We start from the raw sequence: 17,107 nt of genomic DNA on the forward strand, positions 1-17,107 counted from the left end.
ACAATGCTCAACGCACAGAAACTCGCACGTTGAGCATTATTTTTTCTATTCTTTTTTCAGCTATTCTTTTTTCAGATTCGGTCGTTCCTGAATTATTCTACGGTGAAAAGCAGCGTGCCGAAGGGATATTCGGCTTTGTATTCGCCGGGTTCGCCGGGAATCATCTTTCCCAGGGCGCCTGTCAGAAAATACTGTCCGGCCTCGATTTTCTGGCCGTGAGCCAGGACGTTGTTGACCAGCCACAGAAGCGTTTTCCACTGACTGCCCAGCGCGTCCGCGCCCGTCCCCTCGTTGACGACGGCTCCGTTTCGGGTCAGGGTGACTTTCATTCCGTCAAAAGCGCCGTCCACCGGCTGGGGCTTCCCGATGATGAAGGCCCGGCTGCCGATCACCGCCGCCGTCAGGTCGAAGAAACCCAGCTTCGACATGTCCGTGAAGCGAACCTGAGGGACCTCAATGGCGGGATGTACGCTGGCGATAAGCTTTTTGAGCTCCGCCTCGTCTTTCACCGGAGCGGTGACGGGGGCGGCCGTTTTGAAGGCGAATTCGGTTTCCAGCATGATGCCGCCGAAAGTTTTGACCTTTACGGGCGTTGCCGGGTCGGTCACTTCGAGAAAACCGCTTTTGAAGAGGGGAGCGCTGGCGGGGTTGGAGGCTCCGAAACGCTTCATCTGAGCTTCGGCAGTCATGCCGCCCTTGTAGCCGACAATGGTATCCTGCCTTTCAGACATCAGCTTATTCACCAGCAGAGCCTGAACTTCGTAAGCCCGCGCCTCCGTCTTTTCGGCCTCCGGCAGATCAGCCAGAGGAAATGGAGCGTCATTTTTCATGGCCTGATAAATGGCATCACTCACAGCAGCGGCGTCGAAAGCTCCCGCTGCCTCTCCCCTTCGACACAAAAAAACCGCCAGAACCACGAGTAAACACTTCCCATAAAAACCGCCGCGCAATAACATGATCACATCACCTCTCTGCAAGGATATGCCTGAAAACAGGCATTGCACTCCACAACCGGTGAATCCGCTCATACCTGCATATTGCCACTCTGTTCTCTGTTCGCCGCAGCCGGAACAACATCCCGAAGTTACGGACGGGTTTGCGGGCCGCCGCTGTTCAGATATCCTCGAACTCCCATGACGCTGTTTCGGATGAAGAGGCGTTCCCTCTCTCGAAGATCCTCCGGAAGGTGGGTGAACCCGCCCAGAAGAGGGTCGTTCTGAAGCAGGTATTCGGTGATTTCTTCCTCTGAGCGATCCCGCAGCCGTCCGGTGACGGCGATCCACTGCTCGATCTGTTCCTGGGCCAGCTCCACCATCCGCCGGGCTTTCCTCAGAGCTCCCCAGTGAGAGTAGCAGAACCAGTCGTCGTCCCGAAGATGGCAGTTCGTCTCGGTCAGAGAGGTTCGCGCCGCGTCCCCGTCGAACTTTGGAGGCGTGGTGGGGCGTAAATAGGGGAGTCCCGACTCCTGGCGCACCGGCAGAAAAAGCCCCGCCGCCTCGCCCGTGAAGAACAGGCGTTCTTTGCGGAACGAAATGATGAAGGAAAGATGGTGAGGGGCGTGTCCCGGCGTCTCCAGAACCGTGACGCCGGAGAGAGCCGGGCTCTCCAGCAGAGCGTCGGGCGGCGTCGGCAGCGGCGCGCCGTACATCGCGGCGATGTCCCCCAGAGTGTCGAGAGAGGCCTTCCAGAGTTTTTCCGGGTTCAGCAGGTGTTTTCTGCCTTTGGGGTGAACCAGGACCTTTGCTTTGAAGAGGTTGCAGAACTGACCCAGCCCGCCGGAGTGATCCAGGTGGATATGGGTCAGAAGGACGTAATCCACGCCGTCCGTGATTTTGGAGAGCTGTTCCGCGAGCAGCGGAATGGTGTCCGCCGGGCCGGGGTCGATTAAAATTCTCCTGCCCTGGTCATCCACAAAAAACCAGGCGGCGATAAACTGCTGAAATCCCCGTTTCGGCTGAGGCAAATCCAAAAGGTGGAGCCCCTCGGGAAGGTCGGGAAACGGCGCGTCAGATTTGTCGGGATTCATTCTTCGATAACCACTTTCATGCCTCTGGAGGCAAATTTTTTGACTTCTTCCAAATCGTCGTTCAACATGCGGACACAGCCCTCAGAAACCATGGTTCCTATGGATTCGGGAGCGTGGGTGCCATGAATGCCGATTCCTCGCCATTTTCCCGTTTTCAGGCGAATGAACCAGGGTCCGTAGGCTCCCTGAATCTCACCCTTTCCGTCCCGAAAATCGTGGGTCCAGGCGCTGGCGTTCTCAATGGACTGAACCTCGAAAATTCCCGTGGGCGTCCGGTTGTCGCCCCGCCGCTGCTTGTCGCCGCTGTTCCGTCCCACCGCGATCCTGTAGGAATGGTTGACGTTCTTCCCGCGATAGAGGTAGAGCATGTAGGTGCTCTTGTTGATGCGAATCCAGTTTTGGTCGTCCCTCACGCGCATTCTGCGGTCGATGGGGCCCGGAGCCGCGGGAGGAGGCAATTCGGGCAGGAGCGCCGCCTGAAGCTCGGAGGGAACCGCGTCGGGGGAAGCGGAAGGGGTTTGCGTCAGCGGCGCCGGAAATTTGCCCGCGTCCCCGTCCGGCTCGACGACGTCGCCTTCCCGGTGTTTTTCCTCCGTCACGGTTTCCTGCTCTTCGGCGGGGTAGAAAAAGTTGACCCCCAGCGAGATGGCCCCTGCCAGCGCCAGAAGCAGCACGACGTAAAGCAGAGGATGAAATCGGCGCTTATACGCCCACTTTCCCTGCCCTCTGTCGACCCAGAAGCCCTCCACGCGAAAAAGGCTTTTGATCTGGTTTAAAATCCAATCCAGAAAATTTTTCATTTCAAATCACGTCTCATTATTTTGCTCTAAAAAATCCCGTCTTCAGACATGGTTTCATATATTGTAGTATCTTTTTGCTCTTCTGCAAATGCCTGTCTGTACGGTTCTACTCGTACCGGGGTTCATCGGGGTCGAGTTTCAATGGAGTTTTCGTCTCTTCCTGCGCGGCTTCGGGGGTGAATCTCCCGCTCAGAGAACGGCAGACGTCCTGCAGTTTTTCCTTGTCTCCGAAGATCAGCAGGGTATCTCCCGCTTCCAGCAGGGTGTGTCCCTTGGGGATGAGAAAGGATTCTCCCCGATGAATCAGCAGAATCGTCACTCCTTCAGGAACGTTCAGTTCATGGACCCTGTGTCCCACGGCGCGGGATTCCGGCAGCAGGTCCACTTCACGGGTTTCGTCCAGGCCGCTTTCCGGGGTTTTGGTGAACTCCAGAGGGTAGCGGGGAGGCAGCCGGAGGGGAGCGTCCACGCCCAACAGCTGCGCCACGGTGGTCAGGGTCTTTCCCTGAATGAGCACGGAGGTCAGAACCACGAAAAAGACCAGGTTGAAAATGCGGCTCGCGTGGGGATAGTTGGCCAGAAGGGGATAGGTGGCGAGAATGATGGGGACCGCTCCCCTCAGCCCCGTCCATCCCACGAAGAGCTTTTCCCGAAGGTTGAACCCGCTTTTGATCAGCGAGACGAGAACGGCCGCGGGGCGAGCGATGAACATGAGGCCGAAGGCGATGAGAAACCCCCGCAGGAGGACGTCTTTGGTCAGAAGGTGCTCAGGCCTCACCAGAAGCCCCAGCACGAGGAACATGCTGATCTGCATGAGCCAGGCGAATCCCTCGTGGAACTTGGAGAGGGTCCTCTTGTAGAGATAATCTCCGTTGGCCATGATCATTCCGCAGATGTAGACGGCCAGATACCCGTTTCCTCCGATGGCGTCGGCCAGTCCGAAGGTGACCAGCACGATGCTGATGCCGAGGACGGGATAGAGTGCTTCGTTTTCCATGCGCATCCTCTGGACGAGGTGGCAGATGGCGTGTCCCAGGGCGAAGCCCACCAGCGCCCCCAGGAACATCTGGAGCATGAAATTTTTCAGCATAAGCAGAATGGGGACGTTGGGTTCGATGATCCACTGGAGGGTTGCGGCGGTCAGGAAGATCGCCATGGGGTCGTTGCTGCCGGACTCGAACTCCAGCAGCGGCTTGAGCGTCCCTTTCAACCCGCATTTTTGAGTGCGAAGGATGGTAAACACCGCGGCGGCGTCGGTGGAGGAAACGATGGAGCCAACCAGCAAACCGTCCGCGAAGGAAAAACCCAGGAACTGCCACAGGAAACAGGCCATGATGAGGGCGGTCAGAAGAACGCCGACGGTGGAAAGAACCAGACCCAGGGGAACCACGGGTCGAATTTCCTGCCATCGGGTGTCGAAGCCTCCCGAAAAAAGAATGAAAGCCAGAGCCAGAGCTCCGACGGTGTTGGCGCTCTGCGCGTCGTTGAACACCAGGCCCCCAGGACCGTCGGCCCCCGCCAGCATGGCCACCGCCAGGAAAAGAAGCAGCGCCGGAATCTTCGTTTTTTCCGAGATGCGCCCGGCGATCAAACTTGAAAAGAAAAGAATTCCAACCACGAGATAGGGATTGAGATGTGTAAACATAACTTCAATTCCTCATTTCTTCACAAATTTACGATAAGGATGACCTCGCCCGGAAGTTCGACCGAAACGGCCGTTTTGCCCCCCCTTCATTTTCGAAAAGAGACGATGGTGACGCCATAACCGCCCTCGTCAACTCCGCCCAGATGGTAATCGGACACGTATTTCAGCCTCGAACAGAGAGCATGAACCTCCCGGCGCAAAATTCCCTCTCCCCGCCCATGAATGATCATCACGCTGGAGTACCCCGCCCTGTAGGCCCGGTCGAGATAGCCGCCGGCCAAAGGGATGGCCTCGTCCACGTTCATGCCGCGGATCATCAGAGAGGAAGGGACGCTTTCCTGTCTCATTATAGAAGAAGTGTCAACGGGAGGCATGGCCACCCTGGCCGTTTTCTGCGTCTGGAGCAGCTGGTCCAGAGGGGCTTCCAGCCGCATGGGGCCGGCCACCAGAGAGGCCTTTCCGTTTCTGATGGACTGGATGACGCCCACCAGTCCGCTGCCGGCCACCTGAACCGTATCGCCCTCTTTGGGAACGAAGGTCTCCGGCCTTTTTTCCAGTTCCCGCTCGACGCGTCTGGCGTGTCGGGATTCGACCCCCCTGCGGATCTTCTGGAGACCCTGTCGTTTGATGTTAAATTCCTTGTGAGCCGCCGATTTTGCCGCTTCCTCCAGCCCTTTTATCAAATCCCGGGACGTCGCCTCCGCTTTTGCCACGAGGTCGGAAGCCCGCTTATCCGCCACCTCCATAATTTTATCCCGCTGCCGGTCGATTTCCGCCACGCGGTCCTCGTAAAGTTTTTTCAGCCGCTCCATCTCGGAGCGTTCGGCGTCCAGGCGGCGCTCTTCCCGGTCCAGCAGCCTTCGACGCTCGTTCAGCTGCCCCATCAGTTCTTCGGCGGAAATTTCTCGGCCCTTCAGGGTGGACCGGGCCCGCTCCAGCACGTCCTCCGGCATTCCCCACCGGCGGGCGATCAAAAGCGCGTTGCTCTGGCCGGGGACTCCCATCAGAAGCCGATAGGTGGGGGCCAGCCTGTCGATGTCGAACTCCATGCTGGCGGTCTCCACGGATTCCGTGGTCAGGGCGTACTGTTTGATGGGGTTGTGATGGGTGGTGGCCAGGGTCAAAACGTGTTTCTCCCTCAGGGTCTCCAGAATGGCGATGCCCAGAGCCGCTCCCTCGTGGGGGTCGGTCCCGGCTCCCAGTTCGTCCAGAAGCACCAGGGATTTGTGCCCGGCCGTTTTCAGAATCGCGACGATATTTTTCAGATGGGCGCTGAAGGTGGACAGGTTCTGCTCGATGCTCTGTTCGTCTCCAATGTCCGCGTGGAGCTCGTCGAAGTTGCCCACGAGGGATCCGTCCCGGACGGGCAGGGGCAGACCGGCCCAGGCCATGGCGACGCAGAGCCCCGCCGTTTTCAGGACCACCGTTTTGCCGCCGGTGTTGGGGCCGGTCACCACCAGAGAGGTGAAGGCCGCGCCGCAGCGGATGTCCACAGGAACCGCCGACTCCTTCAAAAGAGGATGCCGGGCTCCCACCAGGCTGAATTGGGTTTTGCGGGACAGCTCCGGCAGGGTCCATCGCCGTTTTTTCATGACTTCCCTCATGGCGCAGAGCAGGTCCATCTCTCCCAGGACGGCTTCGGCCTCCGTTATGGCCCGTTCTCTCGCGATGATTTTACGGGTGATCTCCATGAGAATACGGGTCTCCTCCTCGAACTCGTCCTTTGTCTTCAGAATGGTTCGATTGTTGATGGAGGAGAGCATTCGGGGCTCCATGTACACGGAGTTTCCCGAGGAAGAGCGGTCCACCAGAAGCCCCGGGAAGCGGTTGACGTACTCCTGACGGACCAGAAGCAGAAAACGACCGTCCCGCCAGGCCAGGGAACGCTCCTGCAGCATATTCAGAATATTGGGGTCGTCCAGGAGGCGGGATGCCGTTTTGCGTCCGGCGCGTTTCAGGGCTTCCAGTTCTCCGCGAATTTCCTGAAGCTGAGGGGAGGCGCTGTCGGCCAGCCGTCCGGTGTCCTCGACGATGGACAGAATTTCCAGCTCCGGGGCGAAATCCCGAATGCGCCGCTCCGGAAACTCAAAGACGGGGTATTCGGCCTTCAGCGCGGAAAGCGCCTCGCGGACGTTCATGGCCAGGCGCAGCAGGCCGCGAATTTTCAGCAAATCCTCCCCTGAAAGAATGCCGCTTTTCCGGGCGGAGGGGAAAAAGGGCGAGACGCAGACCACGCCGGCGTCCCAGGGAATCTGCCGGTCTCCATAGCGGTCGGAGCAGTCCACCCAAGCCCTCAGCAGATTGTGACGTTTTTCCAGCTCTTCCATGGAACCGCACAGCGTCAAAGAGTTCAGAGCCTTCTCGCCGGGTTCGCCTCGCAGGTTTTCCTCAAAGGGAAAAAGGGATTTATAAAATTCGAGAAGCGTCAGTACGGAATCGGAAATGCGCATACCTGTCCTTCGGCGTTTCGCGGAATTTTCACTGCCGGGGGCCTGCCGCGGGACCGGTGACGCCCGAATCCGGGGATTTCGGAGAGATGTCTTTCGAAAGAACGTCGGAGGAAAGAACCGACGTCGCCGTCACCTGCGGGGGAAGGGTCAGCCCCTTGAGGTCGAGCCAGCCGCGGTCGTTCATGATTTTCAGCACGGTGGGCCACACGACGGAAGCTCCCTTCATGGCGACGCTCTCCTTCATCCAGTCCGTCGGCAGGACGGGGGAAAAAATGGAGAAGGCGCCGTAGACGAACAGCACCACGCAAAAAGCCCGGGCTGCGCCGGAGAGGGTCCCCAGAAAGTGATCCAGCAGCGAAAGCCGCGCCGCCTGAACCACCATTTGCAGAAGACGGCCCAGAAAGGCGAAAACGAGGGAAACGGCGATAAAAATCGCCACGGAGCAGATCAGCTCGGTGATGGTTCTGTCCCAGGCGGGAAAATATCCTAAAATCACTGCGCCGAGAGGCTTGGCGAAGGTCCATCCGCACACCGCGCTTGCGGCCAGCCCCAGCAGAGAAACGATTTCTCCGGTCAGGCCGCGGATGCCTCCCCGAACCACAAAGAACGCCAACAGGCAGGCCGCGCCAATGTCAAAGATGTGTGATACGGTCATTTCATTCGTCTCCGTTTTTCATTCGTTCTGTTTCCCGCAGCCGGTCCGTCAGCTTTTCGAGGCGCTGCGAGATCTTTTCCAGTGAATAAGCGAGCTGCAGACAGGTCAGCATCAAAAGCTGATCCTGATCCACGTTGTCTCCGGCGCTTGAACTCACGTCGGAAACGATGGAAACCACCCGATCCAGAGTCGGTTCGTCCAGAGCCGTCTGCATACGATAATTGCGTTTCCCGATGGGTATTCGTACTTCCCGCAGCTCAGCCACGACCCGTCAACCTCTGTGGCGGTCCTTCACCAGGGAGATCAGCCTGTCGTTCAGCCCCTGAAGTTTCGATTCGATGTCGGAGCGTTCCTGCTCCAGGCGCAGCGCGTCCATTCGGGCATTTTCAAGGGCGATCTGAGCTTCCTGAGCGGCTCTGACGGCGTCCCGATCCCGATCCGCCAGCTGCGATCGCAGTCCCGCTATCTCCGTCAGCAGCATCTCGCGCTCGTCCACAAACATTTGAACCTTTTCCATCAGGCCGTTAATCAGATTATCGATGTTTTCAAGTGTACTCACGGAATTATCCCCACTCTCCAACCCGTGTTTCAGGCGACTTCAATTCTACATAACTTCAATTTTACATAACTTGAATCCTGCATAACATAACACGAAAATTAAATTCCGGGGGACAGAGGCCGTCCGGTTTCACAAAAAACTCTCCGGCCTCCGTCCGGCAGATAATCGACAATTCTCTTTTCAGCGTCTTTTTTCAGCGTTTCCTCGCTTCTATTTTAACGCATATTGTCGCCTTTTTGAGATGTCTCGTCTGTTTGCTTTCATTCGCCCCGCAGAGTTCCTCCCATTTGATGTTCCAGGCGTCGTTCCACGGCCCGGGCGGTCTTTTCGATTTCCTCGGAGGTGAGGGTTTTGTCGTCGGCTCCGATAATCAGCCGCAGGGTTATGGATTTTTTGCCCTGAGGAATTTGACGGCCCCGATATTCGTCCACGAAGGAAACGCTTTTCACGAGGTTTTGACCTTTGGAGGCCGCCTCCGAGACTTCCTGCCAGGTCACCTTTTCGTCGAAGATCATGGAGATGTCGTATTCCACCTGAGGGAACTCCGGCAGATGAGAAAATCGGTTCGTCCGGGAGTCCAGGGGCTTCAAGGCGTCCACGTCCAGTTCGAAGATGGCGACAGCGGCCTGTTTGATTCCGGCGGAGAGGGCCGATTTTTTCGACAGCAGGGCCACGCAACCCACGACGACGTCGTTTTTGGTTATGGCGAGGCAGGCCGTTTCGTCCGCCCAGCCCGGTCGGTTCCCCGGTTGGATTCCGGCGAAGGCGAGGGGCTCCATGTGGACGTTTCGGGCCATGTGTTCGACAATGCCCTTCGCGCTTCTGAAAAGCCGGGGGTATTCGTCCGCCCGGTCCGTTATGGCCCCGGCCAGGCTTCTCTTCTGGAGCGGCAGCTTTTCCCGGGGATCGTTTTTGGAGGTGTAATCCCGGCCGAAAAAGATCTGCGTCATTTCGTACAGGGCGAAGGCGTCGGCGAATCGCAGGTTCTTCGCCACGGCCTCCAGCAGGTTGGGCAGGTTCGACGTGCGGACGTATTTTTCGGTGGGAGCGGGAGGAGTGGCGATCTGAAGGGCGTCCTCCGTGGAAATCGCCGCCGCCGCGATAAATTCGTCCTTCATCCAGGGATAGGTGAAAATCTCTCTCATACCGCAGCGGAAGGAGAGGTACTCCCGAATGCCGCGCTCCAGATCGTATTCTCTCTGGTTGATCGCGCGCTGAAAGGACGTGGTAATGGGAGTCGGCTCGTAATTTTCGTAACCGTGGAGGCGGGCCACCTCTTCCATGATGTCGTCCGGCAGGGAAATGTCCCCGGTGGACCGCCAGGACGGAGAGACCACCCGCAGCTCGTCGCCCTCAATGACGACCTCGAAGCCCAGACGCTTCAGCATTTTTTCTATGTCGCTTTCCGGAAGCCGTTTCCCCGTCCGGCGGGCCAGCCAGTCCAGCGAAACCGTCACGCGGGTTTGAGAGAGAGGTTTCGGGTAGTTGTCCGTCATGGCGGTGAGCTTCATCTCGGGAAATTCTTCGGCGAAGAGCGCCGCGGAAAGGCCGATGGCTCCGTCCACCCTCTGGGGATCCATCCCTTTTTCGTAGCGTATGGAGGCCTCCGTCCGGACGTCGAATCGGGTGGAGGTTCTCCGGACGCCCAGAGACGTAAAATTGGCGATCTCAAGGATGACGTTCGTTGTCTTTTCCAGAATGGAGTCCTTGCTGCCTCCCATGACTCCGGCCAGGGCCACGGCCTCCTCGTCGTCGGCGATGACCAGGTCCTCTCCGGTGAGGGTGAGCTCCCTGCCGTTCAGCAGGGACAGCTTCTCTCCGCTTCTGGCCCGGCGGACGGTGATTCCCCCGGCGATGTTGTTGAAGTCGAAGGCGTGGGTGGGCTGCCCCACCGCCAGCATGACGTAGTTCGTGATGTCCACCAGCGCGTTGATGGGACGCATCCCGACGCGCCAGACCCGGCTTTGTATTTTAAAAGAGGCCGGTTTAGTCGAGACGTTCTCGATTTTCAGTCCCAGATATCGCGTGCAGCGATCCGGGTCGTCGATCACGACCTTCAGCTTTTCCGGAACGGAGGCGGTGAAGACCGGAAGTTCCTTCATGGGAAGGTCGTAGAGGGCGGAAAGCTCCCGGGCCATGCCGTAGTGTCCCCACAGGTCCGGCCGGTTCGTGAGGGATTTGTTGTCGATTTCGAGGATGACGTCGTCCAGCCCCAGCGCTTTGTGGAGGGGAGTCCCGGGCGCCGCGTCGAAATCGGAGAGGTCAATGATGGTGGCGTCCTCCTCAAAGGGGAACAGGTCGAAGAGCCCGATTTCGGAGGAGGCGCAGATCATCCCGTAGCTCTCCACGCCCCTCAGTTTCGCGTTTTTGATCTCCACCGGCTCGCCTTCCCCGTGCCAGCGCACCATGGCCCCCGGCTTTGCCACGGCGACCTTCATGCCGTCTCTCAGGTTGATTCCGCCGCAGACGATCTCTTTGATTTCGCCGCCGACGTCCGTGCGGCATACTTTAAGCCTGTCCGCGTTGGGGTGGGGAAGAACCTCGGAGATCTGCCCCAGAACCATATGTTCGAACTTCTCCGACAGGTGCTCCGCGCCCTCCACCTCCACGGTGGACATGGTGAGGTCGTAGGCAATTTTCGATATGTCCAAATCTTCGGGAAGAGCCACGTAGTCCTTCAGCCAATCCAGTGAAATTTTCATCGTTCGTTCCTCCTATTTGAACTGGCTCAGGAATCTCAGGTCGGCGCTGTGGAAGAGTCTCACGTCGTCGACGCCGTAGCGCATCATCACTAGGCGGTCCAGTCCGATGTTGACGTAAAATCCCGTGTATTCCGCCGGGTCCAGCCCCGCCGCCCGCAGAACGTTGGGGTGAGGCGTGCCGCCGGGCATGATTTCGATCCATCCGACGTTTTTGCAGACGCTGCAGCCTTTTCCGCCGCAGACGAGGCAGCTCATGTCTATTTCGTAACCGGGCTCCACGAAGGGGAAGAAGCCCACCCTCATGCGCACCGGAACGTCCCGTCCGAACACTCTGTCGAGGATGCTCTTCACCATGACCTTCCCCGCCGAGAAAGGCAGGTCCCGGTCCACAATCAGCGCCTCATACTGGAAGAAAGCGCGTTCGTGGCGCGCGTCGGTGGTCTCGTTGCGGTAAACCCGCCCGGGGTAGACGAAGCGGAAGGGCGGTTTATGGGTTTGCAGATAGCGCACGCTTCCGCCCGTCAGATGGGGCCGGAGACAGAGCCTGTCCCCGCCGCGTCCGGTTTCGTGTCCCGCCAGCCAGTAGGTGTCCATGCTCTCCCGCGCCGGGTGGTCCGGAGGAAAATTCAGGTTGTCGAAGGCATAAAGTTCGCTCGATATTTCGTCTTCCTGAAAAATTTCGAACCCCAGCGAGCGAAAGGCGTCGTCCAGGTCGTATCTCATTTGCGTTATGGGATGCAGGGCTCCGGCGAAAGGCGGAGTTCCGGGAATCGTGACGTCGAAATCGGACGGTACGGCGGAGCTGGCCATCCGCAGCGTCTCCTCCCGCTCCTCCAGCAGACGGCTGAGATGTCCCTTGAGCTCGTTCATGGCGCTGCCAAACTCGGGGCGAAGCGCCGGATCGAGCTTCGGGATTTCCTTCAGCAATTCCGTAACGGCCCCTTTTCGCCCCAAAAGAGAGCCCTTCACGACTTCGAGTTCGGCGATGGAAGCGCAGGAGCCTATTTTTGTCTCGCCCTCCCGCCGCAGTTCCTCCAGTTTATTCTTCATTTCTTTCCTTTCCTCCTGAATAAAGCCCCTGAGGGGATATCGGGGGCAGCGGATCCCTGAAGGAGTGAACGAACTCCGCCCCCCGAGTCATAATTTCACCGGATACTAAAAAGTTCCTGCCGACAGCGACAGGAACCTGCAAAAACTTACGGATCTTCGTCGCCGGGTGCGTGAAGGCGTCACGTTCGACCGCCTGTCGCCTCGGTTGGACTTGTATCAGATCAGTGCAGCGCGGCCTTGGCCTGCCCCACCAGCTCCCGAAACGCGGGCATGTCGTGAATCGCCAGCTCCGAGAGCATTTTCCGGTTCATGAGAACGCCGGCTTTTTTCAGTCCGTTCATGAAAATGCTGTAGCTGAGACCCTCCGAACGGGTCGCGGCGCTGATACGGGTGATCCACAGCCTGCGGAAGTCGCGTTTTTTGCGCTTCCTGTCGCCGTAAGCCCGGGAAAGCGCGGCCAGATAGGCCTCTCGCGCCCGGCGGTACACGTTTTTATGCTGTCCCCGGTATCCTTTTGTAATAGAAAAAAGTTTTTTTCTTTTTTTGTTGCTGATGCTTCCACCTTTAACACGCATTCGACATCATCCTTTCAGTAACGATTCTTCCCCTGTGCGTTCAGGCGTAAGGAAGCATCTTCTTCATCTGATCCATGAGGGTGGGGGACACGTAACCCGTTTTACGCATTCTGCGCGTGCGTTTTGCGCTTTTGTGCTCCAGAATGTGGGAACGTCCCGCCTTGCGGTAGGCAAGTTTGCCTTTTGCGGTGTACGAAAACCTCTTCTTCGCACCGGAGTGCGATTTCAACTTTAACTTCGGCATAACATTCTCTCCTCTCGGTCGCCTGTTCTAGACCTGTTCCGCCGGAGCCGCTTCCGACATCTCGGCTGCGATCGGAACGGGCTCTTTTTCCTTTTGCGGTTTCGTTTTTTTGGACTCCGCGGGAAGCGCCGCCTCAGGGGCCTTCTTTGGCCTGGCCGAGGCAGAGGGAGTCATCATAATCCTCATGTAACGCCCTTCCATTTTGGGAGCGCCTTCATTTTTCCCCACGCCGTCGCACTCCGCGATAACCCGGTTGAGCACCTCTTCTCCCTTGGAGAGGAAAGACATTTCGCGCCCCCGGAAAAAGACGGAAACTTTGACCCTGTGCCCGTCTTCGAGGAAATTTTTTATGGCGCGCACCTTGAAGTCATAATCATGCTCGTCGATTTTCGGGCGCATCTTGATTTCCTTCAGGGTTTGCACCTTTTGTTTCTTTCGCGCGTCTTTCTCTTTTTTCTGAAGCTGATACCGGTATTTGCCATAATCCATGATACGGCACACCGGAGGCTTTGCCAGCGGGGCCACTTCGACGAGATCCAGCATACGGCTTTCCGCCATTTTTACCGCCTCGGCCGTCGCCACCTGTCCAACTCTGACGCCGTTTTCGTCGACCAGCAGCACCTGCGGCGAGGTAATCTCGTTGTTGATCCTGTGTTCGTCTTCTTCTGTTCTTGGGACTATAGCGCTTCACCTCCTGAATTTTTTGCGGACCTGAGCCCAAAATCGCGACCCGGTCTTTCCGCACAAAAAAAGGGACCTTCTGAGGCCCCTCGATCGTATACATATCTCTTTCGAATGTATCCGCAACGCTCGATTTTTACCCGGCAACTGCTCCGCTTTTGGCTGACTTTCGCCGGCCGCTGTTACAGGCGTCGCTCAGGTGAGAGGGGCTGTCCTCTGCTTTGCGCAAAACCGAATCTAAAACGGAGGCAACTATAGCACATTTGCCCCAGGGGCGCAAGAGCCCGTATATTGTTGTATATTGGTGGAGTGTTGGTAAATTGTGGTAGTGTATAGGTCACGGTACAAAAGTTCGTTTCCGAACGGGAGAGTTTTTATTATTATGTTGAAGGTATTATTATGTTGAAGGTTATATTGAAAAACAGGTCCGGAGTATTTGGCAGTTACCATTTCTATGCTTCGATAACGATCGTGTTTTGGTCCCTTGCGTACGTGCTGACGCGAATCGCGATGCGTTATACAACGGCGCTTCCGCTCGGCTTATTGCGGTACGCCGTCGCCTCGATTACACTGCTGATTGTCGTCTGCCTGCTGCGAATCAGGATGTTTTCGCCCAAAGACGTCTGGTGGTTTTTGCTTGCCGGAGCATCCGGATTCTTTGTTTATGTGTCCGCGTTTAACAAGGGAAACGAGTCGGTCGGCGCGGCGACAGGCAGCACAGTCATCGCGACCGTACCGATAATCACCGCTGTGATGTCAGGCGTTATTTACCGCGAACACCTGCGAGCCCTGCAATGGATTGGAATCGCAGTATCATTTGTCGGAGTGGTGCTTCTGACTGTCATAAGCGGCGGATTCTCCGTCAATATCGGTTTGGCGTGGCTTTTTTGCGCCGCGATTTGTTTGAGTTTGTACAACGTGCTGAACAGACGGTTAACAAAGACTTACAGCGCGATTCAGGTTACGGCGTTCAGCATTTTTGCGGGGACTCTCATGCTGCTGGTGTTTATTCCTCAAAGCCTGGAAACTATAGCGACAGCGCCGCCTGTGCTGTGGATTACCGTACTGGCGTTGGGAGTGCTGTCAAGCGCGGTTGCTTATTTGACCTGGGCAAAGGCGTTCTCGCTTACGACAAAAGCGGCCAATGTCAGCAACTATATGTACATAACTCCGATTCTGACCGCGCTGCTGGGATACGCGTCAATCGGAGAAGTTCCCGACAGGGCGACAATTGTCGGCGGGGCTGTAATTTTGATCGGGCTTGGAATATTCGCGTGGGGCAGAAAAAACCCTGCTTAGAGCCGTTGGCTCTTTCCTGGAAAAAAGGCGAGGGATGGGGACTATGAGAGCGACAGGCGTGGACCTTGGAGGTCATAAGGTGATGGTCGGCCTCCTGGAGGGGAATGTTATCCGGAACCGAATCGAGGAAAAAACGGAATCTTCCCGGACGCCGGAGTCCGTGCTCGCTCAGGTGGCCGACATGGTGCGCCGGGTGGGCGGCGGCGGAGATGTTCCCACGGGAGTCTGCATTCCGGGCAGTCTTGACGCCTCCCGGGAGAGGGTGCTGATGATGCCGAACTTCGCGGGGTGGAACGGACTGCCGATTCGTCGTATGCTGGAAGAGCGCACAGGCGGATTCGTGGCCGTGGAAAACGACGCCAACGCCTTCGCGATAGGAGAGGGGTTTGCGGGGCTGGCCCGGGGCATGGAGGATTTTATCGTTCTCACTTTGGGAACGGGAATAGGCGGCGGGATTGTGTCGGGGGGACGGCTTCTGACGGGGGCCCACGGAATGGCGGGAGAACCGGGACACATCGTTCTGGGGCAGGATGAACTCTGCGGCCCGGGCTGCGGGGGGCTGGGACACTTCGAGGCCCTTTGCGGCGCGGATGCGCTCGAACGAAAAGCCCTGGAGGCGGGACTGGGCTCTCCCCCCGATCTCAGGGCGCTCTGGCTGCGCAGGACGGAGCCTTCTGTGGCTCCTCTGTGGGATTTCGCTCTTTCCACCGTCGCCAGAGGTGTGGCGTCTCTGATTCATATTTTCGACCCGGAACTCTTTATCGTGGCAGGAGGGCTCTCCAGGGGAGAGGGATTTATAGACCTGCTGAAAGCGCGTCTTTCGCGGTATTTGGGGGAGGCTTTCCGGCGGGTGGCGGTTGTGCGGCTCTCTCTTCTGGGAACGGACGCCCCTGTGTTGGGCGCGGCGAAGGTGGCCCTGGAGCGAAGGGAGAAATAACTTTGATCGTCCCGGAGTTCTTTTGTCCTTACACCCTCAAACGGAGTTCCCGCGCGCGCTATGTCCGGCTGGTGGTTTCCGCGGAGGGGCTGACGGTGGTGATCCCCAAAGGATTTTGCGTGGAGCGGGACCTGCCGTCGATTCTGGAGTCCAGACGGGCCTGGATTGAGAAAACTCTGGAAAGGGTGAAGGCGCGGATTCAGCAGCGGGAGGCCACCAGCGGGCTGCCCGAAACGATCCGCCTGTCCGCCCTGAATGAGACATGGCGGGTGACGGTGGCTCCCCTGACAGTAGATCGTCTCGTGGCGAAAGAAAGGACGATCACTCTGACGTCGGATTTCAGAGAAAGCGAGGCGCTGTCCGCCCTGAAGCGCTGGCTGCTTCTGAAGGGCCGGTTTCACCTGCCTCCGCTCCTGCGCGACGCGGCAAAATCCCATTCTTTCAAAGTCGCCGGCGTCACCGTGCGGGAACAAAAAAGCCAGTGGGGAAGCTGTTCTTCCAGGGGCAACATCAGCCTGAACAGCCGGCTGCTCTTTCTGCCCCCGAGCCTTGTGCGTCACGTCCTGCTGCACGAGCTGTGTCATCTGAAAGAAATGAATCATTCGAAAGCTTTTCATAAGCTGCTTGAGGCGCTCGATCCCGAGGCGAAGCGCCACGCCATAGAGCTGAAACAGGCCTGGTCGCTGGTGCCCGGCTGGGTCCTGTGACCCGGCAGGCGCGACGGAGGTGAGGCTTCAGGCTGGCGAGGCTTTGGGTTGGACTTGACATCTGCCCTTCGGGACACGAAAATATCGAAGAATCGTAAATTATTGTCGGGAGGTCCAAAATGAACGACGAAGAACTGAAACGATATATAGATAAGGAAAAAGCGCTGGGACGGATACGAAACAACACGAAACTTTTTAAAATGCTGCTGACGACTTTTCTGGGAGACACTCATTTCGAGCAGATGAAAAAGGAAATTGCGGCGGCCGACTACGAGGCTGCGGCAAAGTCGGCTCATGCCATCAAGGGAGTGGCGGGCAACCTCTCTCTGACGGCGATTTTCGAGCTGAGTCAGGCCCTGGAAGCCTGTCTGAAGGCAAACTCCGGCGTGGAGGAGTCTCTCGCGACTTTTTCCGGCGCCTACGAAGAAACGGTCAAGGCCGTCAACATCGTGATGCAGGGGCTTGCCTGATCTGACGATCCCGCAGGGCGGACTGTATGGTCGTGCACTGAAAAAGACGCGCCGTATCTCTCAGAGGTGAAAGGAAAGACAGAGTATCCTCTAATGGTTGTTTTTTAAGTTTATATGTTTGTTAAAACAAACAGTTTTTCTTTCTAAACCCCTTGACATAGTTGAAATGTATTGTAGAATGTTTTTAGAAACAAACAAAGGACAAATGACAATTCACCGTTTTGTTTGAGAGTTCCTTTTGTTAAGGTGTTTCAATACCCCCCCGAATAAGAAGAAGAGAGTTAGCGAGTCCCCTCCCGCGCTCTCT

The 17,107-nt window shown here is 57.4% G+C and carries 17 protein-coding genes; 4 read left to right on the forward strand and 13 right to left on the reverse strand.

From position 1 onward, the window contains the following. Positions 1-92: 92 nt before the first annotated feature. The 13 genes from LBR61_07555 to infC form a co-directional block, all read right to left on the reverse strand. Complete coding sequence (locus LBR61_07555; protein MDR1731935.1) at positions 93-917, reverse strand: hypothetical protein; 825 nt, start codon at positions 915-917, stop codon at positions 93-95. A gap of 167 nt (positions 918-1,084) precedes the next feature. Continuing rightward, positions 1,085-2,026, reverse strand: a complete 942-nt coding sequence (locus LBR61_07560) for an MBL fold metallo-hydrolase (protein ID MDR1731936.1) — start codon at positions 2,024-2,026, stop codon at positions 1,085-1,087. Then, entirely contained in the window at positions 2,023-2,826 is an 804-nt protein-coding gene (locus tag LBR61_07565; protein MDR1731937.1) for a L,D-transpeptidase, read from the reverse strand. Before LBR61_07565 ends, LBR61_07560 begins: the two co-directional genes overlap by 4 nt. Positions 2,827-2,932: 106 nt before the next feature. Beyond that, positions 2,933-4,471 (reverse strand): potassium/proton antiporter, encoded by a 1,539-nt coding sequence (locus LBR61_07570; protein MDR1731938.1) that lies wholly within the window; start codon positions 4,469-4,471, stop codon positions 2,933-2,935. 86 nt (positions 4,472-4,557) lie between these two features. After that, on the reverse strand, positions 4,558-6,921 hold the full coding sequence (locus tag LBR61_07575) for a Smr/MutS family protein (GenBank protein ID MDR1731939.1): 2,364 nt from the start codon (positions 6,919-6,921) through the stop codon (positions 4,558-4,560). Between the two features lie 28 nt (positions 6,922-6,949). Further along, a complete protein-coding gene (locus LBR61_07580; GenBank protein ID MDR1731940.1) occupies positions 6,950-7,576 on the reverse strand; it encodes a CvpA family protein in 627 nt (208 codons plus the stop codon). Position 7,577: 1 nt separating this feature from the next. Then, positions 7,578-7,841, reverse strand: a complete 264-nt coding sequence (zapA, locus tag LBR61_07585) for a cell division protein ZapA (GenBank protein ID MDR1731941.1) — start codon at positions 7,839-7,841, stop codon at positions 7,578-7,580. Positions 7,842-7,847: 6 nt separating this feature from the next. Next, positions 7,848-8,135 (reverse strand): hypothetical protein, encoded by a 288-nt coding sequence (locus LBR61_07590; protein MDR1731942.1) that lies wholly within the window; start codon positions 8,133-8,135, stop codon positions 7,848-7,850. Between the two features lie 260 nt (positions 8,136-8,395). Beyond that, a complete protein-coding gene (pheT, locus tag LBR61_07595; protein MDR1731943.1) occupies positions 8,396-10,837 on the reverse strand; it encodes a phenylalanine--tRNA ligase subunit beta in 2,442 nt (813 codons plus the stop codon). A 12-nt stretch (positions 10,838-10,849) separates the two neighbouring features. Beyond that, a complete protein-coding gene (locus LBR61_07600) occupies positions 10,850-11,887 on the reverse strand; it encodes a phenylalanine--tRNA ligase subunit alpha (GenBank protein ID MDR1731944.1) in 1,038 nt (345 codons plus the stop codon). A gap of 221 nt (positions 11,888-12,108) precedes the next feature. After that, positions 12,109-12,462 (reverse strand): 50S ribosomal protein L20, encoded by a 354-nt coding sequence (rplT, locus tag LBR61_07605; protein ID MDR1731945.1) that lies wholly within the window; start codon positions 12,460-12,462, stop codon positions 12,109-12,111. Positions 12,463-12,502: 40 nt separating this feature from the next. Continuing rightward, positions 12,503-12,706 carry a 50S ribosomal protein L35 gene (gene rpmI, locus LBR61_07610; GenBank protein MDR1731946.1) on the reverse strand — a complete coding sequence of 68 codons (204 nt, stop codon included), beginning with the start codon at positions 12,704-12,706 and terminating at the stop codon, positions 12,503-12,505. A 27-nt stretch (positions 12,707-12,733) separates the two neighbouring features. Continuing rightward, positions 12,734-13,387 (reverse strand): translation initiation factor IF-3, encoded by a 654-nt coding sequence (infC, locus tag LBR61_07615; protein MDR1731947.1) that lies wholly within the window; start codon positions 13,385-13,387, stop codon positions 12,734-12,736. Positions 13,388-13,786: 399 nt separating this feature from the next. On the opposite strand from infC, the gene LBR61_07620 reads away from it, so the two are divergent. The 4 genes from LBR61_07620 (at position 13,787) to LBR61_07635 (ending at position 16,800) form a co-directional block, all read left to right on the forward strand. Continuing rightward, positions 13,787-14,686: a DMT family transporter gene (locus LBR61_07620; protein MDR1731948.1), complete on the forward strand. Its 900-nt coding sequence runs from the start codon at positions 13,787-13,789 to the stop codon at positions 14,684-14,686. Positions 14,687-14,729: 43 nt separating this feature from the next. Continuing rightward, positions 14,730-15,623: an ROK family protein gene (locus tag LBR61_07625; protein MDR1731949.1), complete on the forward strand. Its 894-nt coding sequence runs from the start codon at positions 14,730-14,732 to the stop codon at positions 15,621-15,623. 2 nt (positions 15,624-15,625) lie between these two features. After that, positions 15,626-16,330: a M48 family metallopeptidase gene (locus LBR61_07630; GenBank protein ID MDR1731950.1), complete on the forward strand. Its 705-nt coding sequence runs from the start codon at positions 15,626-15,628 to the stop codon at positions 16,328-16,330. Positions 16,331-16,449: 119 nt separating this feature from the next. Beyond that, entirely contained in the window at positions 16,450-16,800 is a 351-nt protein-coding gene (locus LBR61_07635; protein ID MDR1731951.1) for an Hpt domain-containing protein, read from the forward strand. The last annotated feature ends 307 nt before the right edge of the window (positions 16,801-17,107 follow it).

Source organism: Synergistaceae bacterium (assembly GCA_031272035.1).
In the GTDB taxonomy this organism is placed as follows: domain Bacteria; phylum Synergistota; class Synergistia; order Synergistales; family Aminobacteriaceae; genus JAISSA01.